This window comes from Okeania sp. SIO2C9 (genome assembly GCF_010672455.1).
In the GTDB taxonomy this organism is placed as follows: domain Bacteria; phylum Cyanobacteriota; class Cyanobacteriia; order Cyanobacteriales; family Microcoleaceae; genus Okeania.
In genome coordinates, this window is record NZ_JAAHGO010000076.1 from 33,959 (window position 1) to 42,250 (window position 8,292).

Below are 8,292 nucleotides of genomic sequence, written 5' to 3' on the forward strand. Positions count from 1 at the left end.
TAATTATTAATTATTAATTATTAATTATTCGGTAATTTCCTTAAAATTTTACTGTTGTTTGTTTCATTTAATACAGCGCTTTTCACCCGAGTAGACCACAACAAGTTCAGCCCTCTTAGGATTTGCAGCCCTCGTTTCACCTACCACTTACCACCTACCACCTACCACCTAAATTTTTAACTGTGGTTTACTCATCTAAAAACTGCTGTAAATTCCTGATCATTCAGTTTTCCATGCTTTAGCTAGACAAAATTGAAGTTTTTCAGCTAATACCATTACGTGAGGTTTACTCAACATAGTGGTATGGTTTCCAGGAACCACATGAACCTCGACGGTTTGGCTAGAAAACTTGTTCCATCCCCAAGTTGGATCGGTAGGTATTTCACCAAGCATTCCCAATTCATCTTGATAAACTTCGCTGGTGCGGAACAGGGTAATCTGACCTTGATAACCTCCTTGTGGGAGATAACTCATAAAAGCCAATTCCTCAGCTTTAATCGTTTGGACAATTCCACGCACTCGTTCAATTCCTGAATTAGGTGGCAACAGATTGACGGTTTCCATATGCTGTTTGAGATAGTTTAATTGCGCTTCAGGAGTTAAAGGTTTGAGGGTTTCATAAGAAATGTCGAAATTTTTCCCAGATAAAATTTCTAGCATATGGGCAATATTGGAGAACCATCGGGTATCATCCCAATCTAGCTGTTTTGGGGTGCTACCGTCAAGTGGGGCGGGAAAGTCAAATAGGGCGAGTAGGGCGACTGTTTCTCCCAACTGTAGTAGCTGTTGTGCCATTTCAAAGGCAAGCAGACCCCCAAAGGAGTGACCGCCGAGGAAGTACGGACCAGAGGGTTGAAGGGTTTGGATGGCTTGGAGGTAGTAGGCAGCTACCTCTTCAAGACTACTAAAGGGTTCTGATACCCCATCTAAGGATGGAGGTTGCAAAGCGTAAAAGGGTTGCTCGTTTCCCAGATGACGGGCAAGTTGGTGGAAGTAGACCACATTGCCACCGGAACCAGGCATACAGAAGAAAGGTGGGTGGTTTCCTTGGGGTTGAATGGCAACTAAGGGAGACCAAGAGTCAGTATCAGCTTTTTGAGTGAGGGAAATTTTGGGTGGAATTTCTATTCTCGGCGTCCCCGCGTCCCCGCGTCCCCGCGTCTGTGCGTCCCTGCTCTGGCGCAGTAGAATGGCTAATTGTTCTAGGGTAGGACCTTGGAAAAGGGCTGCTAAAGATAGATTTTTGCCAAATTGTTTCTCAATCTCAGCCATGAGACGCACTGCTAACAGAGAATGACCACCGAGGTCAAAGAAGTTATCATGCATTCCCACCTGTTCTATTCCCAACACTTCTTTCCAAATCTCTGCTAAGACCTTCTGTGTATCCGTTTCAGGAGCTACATATTCTGTTGACACACTACTGACCAAATCTGCTGCTGGTAAAGCCTTACGGTCTAGCTTGCCATTGGGAGTCAGTGGCAGTTGTGGCAACACTACAAACCCGCTCGGTATCATATACTCCGGCAACCGCTGTTTCAGATATTGTTTCAATTTCCCTATTTGTTCTGTCTCTGATACTTCTGGAGTTTCACTTTCTAGCACTAGGTAAGCTACTAGACCTTTATTACCAAAGTTATCTTCTCTTGCTACTACTACTGTTTGTTTGACTGTGGGATGTTGAGTGAGGGTCGATTCTATTTCTCCAGTTTCAATACGGTATCCTCGCACTTTTACCTGGTTGTCAATGCGACCGATAAATTCTAGATTGCCATCGGGTAAATATCTAGCTAAGTCTCCCGTCTTATATAGTTTCGAGTTGTTATCCTCAAAAGGGTTAGGTATGAATCTTTCTGCTGTTAATTCTGGTCTGTTTAGATATCCTCGTGCTAAACCTGCACCACTAATATGTAGTTCTCCTGTTACTCCTATGGGTACTGGTTGTAAATAACGATCAAGGATATAAATTTTCAGATCGCCTAAAGCTTTTCCAATTGGACTACTTACCTGTTCTGTGTTGTCTGTGCTTAAGATTTTGTATGTTACGTGGACTGTTGTCTCGGTGATACCATACATATTGATTAACTGAGGGAATCGATCGCCATGACGCTCAAACCATGGAGCAAGACTTTTTATCTGTAGAGCTTCCCCCCCGAAGATGATATATCGTAGTTTGAGAGCATCAGCACTATATTCTCGATCGACTTGAATTAGTTGAGTGAATGCAGATGGAGTTTGATTCAGGACAGTCACCTGATGTTGGACTAACAGATCGTAGAATTCTTTGGGAGAACGACTAACCCAGTACGGCACAATTACAAGGCGACCACCATACAGCAGAGCGCCCCACAGTTCCCACACAGAGAAATCGAAGGCGTAGGAATGGAATAATGTCAAGCAGTCGTTAGGATTAAAATGGTAAATTGATTCAGTTGTGCGGAATAAGCGGGTGACATTTTGATGGGAAATTAAGACTCCCTTTGGTTGTCCTGTTGAACCTGAAGTATAAATTACATAAGCCAAATTGTCAGGAGTTACTCCAATAGCAGGATTATCAAAATAATTGGGTCTAAAACCCCGCCTTGATCCGCGAAACGTTTCTGGAGCGGGGCTTAAATCCTCGTTACAAAAACAACTTCTGACTTCCCCTCCTGGGAGGGGTGAGGGGTGGGTTGACTTCTGACTTCTGACTTCGTTAACTGTACTTTCTTGAGATGAGGGGAATGTTTCTAAATCACTATCTAAACAAACTACTTGCGCTGAATGTTGTGGCAAATCTGATAAAACCGACTTAGTTGCTACTAATATTGGTACTGCTGCATCTTCCAAGATATAACTCAAACGTTCTGCTGGGGAACTCGGATCTAATGGCACATAAGCTCCACCGGCTTTAATAATCCCCAATAATCCCACCACCATCTCAACAGAACGTTCGACACAGATACCCACTAATACCTCTGGTGCAACCCCCAGAGTTTGCAAATAATGCGCTAGTTGATTAGCTTGACAATTTAACTCGTGATAAGTTAATTGTCGCTCTTCAAATACCACCGCTACTGCATCCGGTGTTCGTTCTACTTGTTCCTCAAACAACTGATGAATACATTTATCTTTCGGATAGTTAACCTGAGTATCATTCCACTCCACTAACAGTTGATGACGCTCTTTGTCCGTTAACAGAGGTAATTCAGAAATGCTTATGTGGGGATTGGTAACGATTTCCACGAGCATTGTACTCAAATGCCCGCTCATCCGCTTAATTGTAGTGGCATCAAACAAATCACTGTTGTATTCACTCACAATAACCATTCCCTCCGCTCCTTCCTCTAAGAGAGAAAAAGTGAGGTCAAACTTAGAAATCCCAGGATCTACCTTGTAGTGAAACGCCTTCCATCCTAACTTGTCTTCAGTTACTAGAGGTGAATTGATCGTCAAAGCCACCTGAAACATGGGATTTTGGTTAACTTGTTGATTGGGACGAAAGGCTTCTACCACCTTCTGGAACGGCACATCTTGATGGGAGTAAGCTGATAAACAAACATTCCGGACTCGCTTTAACAGTTCGCAGAAACTAGGGTTGCCGCTGAGGTCACTACGCAAGACTAAAGTATTCAGAAAGTTTCCCATCATTCCTTCTAACTCTGGTCTGGTGCGTTGGGAGATGACAGTACCTAGAACAATATCTTCCTGATTTGAATAGCGATAAAGCAAAACTTTGATTGCTGTCGCGAAGGTCACAAATAAGGTAACACCTTCTTTGTTGCTAAGAGTTTTGAGCTTTTCGATTAAGTCAAATGAAAGTCGGTGACGAACAAATGAACCGGTAAAAGTCGTTTGTGGAGTGCGAGGACGGTCAGTGGGAAGTTTTAATTGGGGTAAGTTTTCGAGTTGTTTTTGCCAGTAGGTAAGCTGATGAGAAAGTATTTCTCCTTTTAGGCGCTGGCGTTGCCAAACCGTAAAATCGGCATATTGTATGGGTAATTCTGGCAGAGGTGATGGTAAACCTTGACAAAATGCCGTATAAATAATTTCTAATTCTTGTACTATTTGGCTCAATGATTCGGCATCTACCAGAATATGGTGAATAGCGAAGTAGAGTCGATAGCTGTCTGAAGTAAGCTGAATTAGAGTAGCTCGCAGTAGGGGTCCTCGATTGAGGTCAAATCTCTGACGAAGCTGTTCAGTGGCGATACGCAGTGCTTCTGTTTCTCGTGCGGTTTCTGACCATTGCCGCAAATCGACTATTGGTAAAGTAAATGTAGATGGTGGCTGAATTTCCTGGCATGGTTGACCGTTACAGCCATTTTCAGAAAGCCCCCTAAATCCCCCAATTATGGGGGACTTTAACTCAATTTCCCCCCAAAGTTGGGGGGTTAGGGGGGCGAAATTTGCTGTAAGAAATCGATAGGTCGTCCGCAGAATTTCGTGGCGGCGGATGAGTTCCGTCAGACTTTCTTCCAAGGCCGGAATATCGATATCTCCACCTAGATGAATGGTCAAGCTTTCATTGCAGACTGGTTCTTCTGGCGTTAACTGATTGAGAAACCACATTTGTTCTTGACTAAATGATATTGGCATCCTTGGATCTCGTGGAATTGGTTGTAGGGATGCTCCAACATCTAATCCCTCAAGGGGAAGAACTTCCTTGCCTAATTTGGCAACTGTGGGACACTCGAATAGGCGATTTAGAGGTAATTCTACTTGCAGACGTGCGCGCACTAGCCCGATAATTTTGGTAGCTAATAGGGAATGCCCACCTAATTCAATAAAGTTGTCATAGACTCCGATGGGAGATATACCGAGAACTTCTGACCAGATTTGCGCTAGCTGCTGTTCGATCAAATCCCGAGGGGCAACAAAACTATTTTCCCGAACTAAGTTTGATGCCACAGGAATCGGTAAAGCGCGGCGATCAACTTTACCACTAGGTGTCAAAGGTAATGCTTCTAGCATCACAAAAGTACTAGGCACCATGTATTCCGGCAACCTCTCTCCCAAAAAGTGGTATAGTTCACTCGAAGTTAAAATTTTACCCTCATGTGGACAAACATAGGCTACTAAGCGCTTATCCCCTGGTTGCTCTTCTCGGACAATCACCGCAACCTGTCGCAGGTTCGGGTGTTGGGCAAGCACTGCTTCAATCTCTCCCAGTTCAATACGAAAACCCCGCACCTTGACCTGATTATCAATGCGACCTAGATATTCAATATTACCATCGGGTAAATAGCGGGCTAAATCCCCAGTTTTGTAAAGACGCGACTCCTGTTCTTGACTAAAGGGGTTGGGAATAAATCTTTCGGCAGTTAAGTCCGGACGGTTTAGATAACCTAAGGCAAGGGAAACTCCTCCAATGTATAATTCACCCGGAATCCCCACAGAAACAGGTTGTGTCGATTGATCTAACAGATAAATTTGAGTATTGGCAATAGGGCGACCAATCGGTGGTAGTACTGACCAATTCTCAGTAGAACCGGTTAAGGTGAATGCTGTCACTACATGAGTTTCTGATGGTCCATATTGATTATGAAGAGAACAATCTTTTAACTGAGAGAAAAAAGCGGCGATCGCCCTCGTAATTTGTAACTGTTCGCCTGCTGTTATTACTTCCACGAGACTTGTAGGAATCAATCCCCTAGTTTGAGCTGCTTCTGCTAAGAGTTGTAAAGCAACAAAAGGAAGAAACAGTCTTTGTATTTGTTTTTCTCTTAATAGATGTAGTAAAGCAACAGGGTCTCGTCGCACTTCTTCTGAGATTAAGACTAAAGTTCCACCCCCACACCAAGTTGAAAATATTTCTTGAAAGGAGACATCAAAGCTAATTGGTGCAAATTGCAGGGTTTTTGCTTTTGGTGAAACTGTGGTGTTTTCTAGTTGCCAGAAAATCAGATTACTCAAGGCCAGGTGCTTCATTGCTACACCTTTAGGTTTACCTGTAGAACCGGAAGTGTAGATTACATAAGCCAAGTTTTCTTCAGAAGCAGTACAGTTTAGATTGAATTGATTTTCTTGATTAACTACATCCCACTCACCATCTAAACAAATGATTTGCGATTGATTTTTCGGTAATCCAGCTAACAAGTTTTTTTGAGTTAATAGCACTGAAACTTGAGAATTTTCCAGCATATAGGCGATGCGCTCAATTGGATAAGCTGGGTCTATGGGAACATAAGCTCCCCCAGCTTTGAGAATGCCTAAGAGACTTATGACCATCTCTAGCGATCGCTCTAGGCAAATTCCTACTAATACGCTTGGACCTATCCCCAGATTCTGCAAGTAATGAGCTAGTTGATTGGCTTTTTGATTTAAACCTTCATAAGTTAGTTGCCTCCCCTCAAACACAACAGCTACAGAATTCGGAGTTCGTTCTACTTGCGCTTCAAACAACTGATGCAGACAAATATCCGGAGGGTAATCTACGGCAGTATTGTTCCACTGCTTCATAAAACCGATATAAAACGTCATATAGCGATATTTTACTGTTTACTTCCTGCTTCTACCGGAACTGTCAGCAGCACTCCGTCCACAGGCATCCACGGTCAAGCTGACCGCATCTCTTGAGTGCGTCTTGCATTCTGAGGGGACCTCAGAATTACGCACTCGCTTTCTTAAATTAATTGAGGCATTTCCTACGGAATGCTCCGCAAACAAGTCTCGGTCAATTGATAAACCGCATTCTGGACAGTCATAAGTTCTGATGTTTAAAGGCATATCCTGTACATGACCACAATTAGAGCAAGTCTTAGAAGACGGAAAAAATCTGTCTACTGCTACTAATTCACCGCCATACCATTGACACTTGTATTCTAGCTGTCTTCTAAATTCATAAAATCCTTGGTCAGCTATAGACTTAGCTAGTTTATGGTTGGCTAACATACCAGACACATTCAAATCTTCTATGACAACAGTGCCGTGGTTCAAGGCTTGCGTAAGTTGTCAATTTATGAAGTGCGTCTTTACGGATGTTAGCTACTCGTCTATGTTGTTTGGCTAGCTTGACTACTGCTTTGTACCAATTGCTTGAATGCTTAACTTTCCTACTCAGTTTTCGTTGTAATTTAGCTAGTTTGTTTTGCGCTTTTTTGTAAGGCTTAACACTCTCGAAGACTTCACCAGTACTTAGTGTTGCTAGTGTCTTAATTCCTAAATCTACACCTACAACTTCTGTAGTTTTTGGTGTTGAAGTCGGAGTAAATTCATAGCTGCAACTTAAATACCAATCACCAGCTTGTCTGCTGATAGTTATTTTTTGAGTTGTTGCTTCAATTGGTTCATAAGTTTTAACAATACCAATAAAAGGTAATTTGTGACTCCATCCGTTTAGTTCTATTGGTTTTCCACAATTATCTATTGTGAATGAATCAGACTTACTTTTCTTCTTAAACCGTGGGCGTTTACCTAACCCTTGTTTGCGAAGCATTCCGAAGGAAAAAAACCTTTTAAATGCTTCACCCAAGTTAATAAAAGCATATTGATAAACTTTAGATGAGAGATTTTTCATCCAGGGGTAGAGGGGTTTGGTGTGATTGGTAAAAACCTCTCTAAGCTTACGGGAATTTGGCTTATAACCATCTCGAACTGCAGCATTCCACAGACCTTTTACCCCAGTTATAACACCAGCGTGAATAGCCTGCGTGTTGAGCCATCAGAGTTTTCTGTTTATTATTAAGTTTCAGCTTTGTTAATCATGGATTTCATTCCTGAGTAAGTGCAGCCTGTCTAAAAGTATGCTTAAGAGCGTATTATATCCTTATTCTCTGATTAAGTCAATGCTCTCTTAAAAACTTATAATTTTCTTGATCTTGACTCAATCCCATATCTCCTCGTTTTTATTCTTACAAATAGCAACATTCGTTTAATTGGACATAAAAAAAATCTTCAATCGTCATAACTACTACATCTTTGTGATTCTCTCTCCTCCTGATATCGAATCCGTTGGCTTCGGAGTAATATAATTCTGTTGATAGTCATACAATCGGTAAGGGCGAATGGCCATTCGCCCCTACAGTATAGACTCTTATCTTTAAAGACTGAATAACACCGATGCTATCGGATTTGATATAATATCAAATTTGTTTAATTCGGTATACAAAAATGTTCCATCTTCAACCATTACCAAATATTTCTCTCACTCCCCATCTCCCCATCTCCCCATCTCCCAATCTCCCCATCTCCCCATCTCCCAATCTCCCCATCTCCCCATCTCCCAATCTCCCAATCTCCCAATCTCCCAATCTCCCCATCTCCCCCTCTCCCAATCTCCCCATCTCCCCATCTCCCCATCTCCCAATCTCCCCA

The 8,292-nt window shown here is 42.4% G+C and carries 2 protein-coding genes and 1 pseudogene; all 3 read right to left on the minus strand.

Features of this window, described 5'->3' with window-relative positions:
• Positions 1-219 precede the first annotated feature (219 nt).
• The 3 genes and pseudogenes from F6K23_RS33065 to F6K23_RS33075 all read right to left on the minus strand — a co-directional run bounded on the left by F6K23_RS33065 (position 220) and on the right by F6K23_RS33075 (position 8,277).
• The gene (locus tag F6K23_RS33065; RefSeq protein WP_293164158.1) at positions 220-6,459 is read right to left on the minus strand and encodes a non-ribosomal peptide synthetase; all 6,240 of its coding nucleotides are present in this window, start codon (positions 6,457-6,459) and stop codon (positions 220-222) included.
• A gap of 18 nt (positions 6,460-6,477) precedes the next feature.
• Positions 6,478-7,640 (minus strand): annotated as a pseudogene (locus F6K23_RS33070) (RNA-guided endonuclease InsQ/TnpB family protein).
• 466 nt (positions 7,641-8,106) lie between these two features.
• Positions 8,107-8,277 (minus strand): hypothetical protein, encoded by a 171-nt coding sequence (locus F6K23_RS33075; RefSeq protein ID WP_293164161.1) that lies wholly within the window; start codon positions 8,275-8,277, stop codon positions 8,107-8,109.
• Between the last annotated feature and the right edge of the window lie 15 nt (positions 8,278-8,292).

Bases quoted from the DNA above. Each gene is read 5' to 3' on its own strand.
- F6K23_RS33065 (WP_293164158.1), bottom strand. From the start codon at position 6,459: ATGACGTTTTATATCGGTTTTATGAAGCAGTGGAACAATACTGCCGTA.
- F6K23_RS33075 (WP_293164161.1), bottom strand. From the start codon at position 8,277: ATGGGGAGATGGGGAGATGGGGAGATTGGGAGAGGGGGAGATGGGGAG.